This is a genomic window from Streptomyces sp. NPDC059832, assembly GCF_042731715.1.
GTDB lineage: Bacteria > Actinomycetota > Actinomycetes > Streptomycetales > Streptomycetaceae > Streptomyces.
Genome location: NZ_JBHWIY010000118.1, coordinates 1 through 1,125, shown reverse-complemented (window position 1 = coordinate 1,125; position 1,125 = coordinate 1). Strand labels below are relative to the sequence as shown.

The following is a 1,125-nucleotide window of genomic DNA, read 5'->3' as shown; positions in this document are numbered from 1 at the left end:
CGGACTCGCTTTCGCTACGGCTTCCCCACACGGGTTAACCTCGCAACACACCGCAAACTCGCAGGCTCATTCTTCAAAAGGCACGCAGTCACGACATACAAGCAAGCTTGCATGCGACGCTCCCACGGCTTGTAGGCACACGGTTTCAGGTACTATTTCACTCCGCTCCCGCGGTACTTTTCACCATTCCCTCACGGTACTATCCGCTATCGGTCACCAGGGAATATTTAGGCTTAGCGGGTGGTCCCGCCAGATTCACACGGGATTTCTCGGGCCCCGTGCTACTTGGGTGTCTCTCAAACGAGCCGTCAATGTTTCAGCTACGGGGGTCTTACCCTCTACGCCGGACCTTTCGCATGTCCTTCGCCTACATCAACGGTTTCTGACTCGTCTCACGGCCGGCAGACCATGAAAGAGAGATCCCACAACCCCGCATGCGCAACCCCTGCCGGGTATCACACGCATACGGTTTGGCCTCATCCGGTTTCGCTCGCCACTACTCCCGGAATCACGGTTGTTTTCTCTTCCTGAGGGTACTGAGATGTTTCACTTCCCCTCGTTCCCTCCACACTGCCTATGTGTTCAGCAGCGGGTGACAGCCCATGACGACTGCCGGGTTTCCCCATTCGGACACCCCCGGATCAAAGCTTGGTTGACAGCTCCCCGGGGCCTATCGTGGCCTCCCACGTCCTTCATCGGTTCCTGGTGCCAAGGCATCCACCGTGCGCCCTTAAAAACTTGGCCACAGATGCTCGCGTCCACTGTGCAGTTCTCAAACAACGACCAGCCACCCATCACCCCACCCTTGCAGGCGAGTTCACTGGGGCCGGCGTTTGAAGGCAGCCTTACGGCCGTACCTTCAGACACCCAACAGCGCGCCCAGTACCCGGAATTCATCCGGTTCGTTTTCCACGCTCCGAAGAGCAGTACTCACGACCCGGTTGAACCACCAGGTACTGAATAGTCAACGTTCCACCCATGAGCAACCACCGTCGAACATTTGCCGACGTAATGGCCTCTGGACTCCTTACGGAATCTAGATGCTCCTTAGAAAGGAGGTGATCCAGCCGCACCTTCCGGTACGGCTACCTTGTTACGACTTCGTCCCAATCGCCAGTCCCACCT

The 1,125-nt window shown here is 57.3% G+C and carries 2 rRNA genes; both read right to left on the bottom strand.

Going from position 1 to position 1,125, the window contains the following annotated elements:
- A 23S ribosomal RNA gene (locus ACFV8T_RS45625) occupies positions 1–744 on the bottom strand; the annotation flags it as partial.
- A gap of 307 nt (positions 745–1,051) precedes the next feature.
- Positions 1,052–1,125: ribosomal RNA gene (locus ACFV8T_RS45620) — 16S ribosomal RNA — on the bottom strand; the annotation flags it as partial.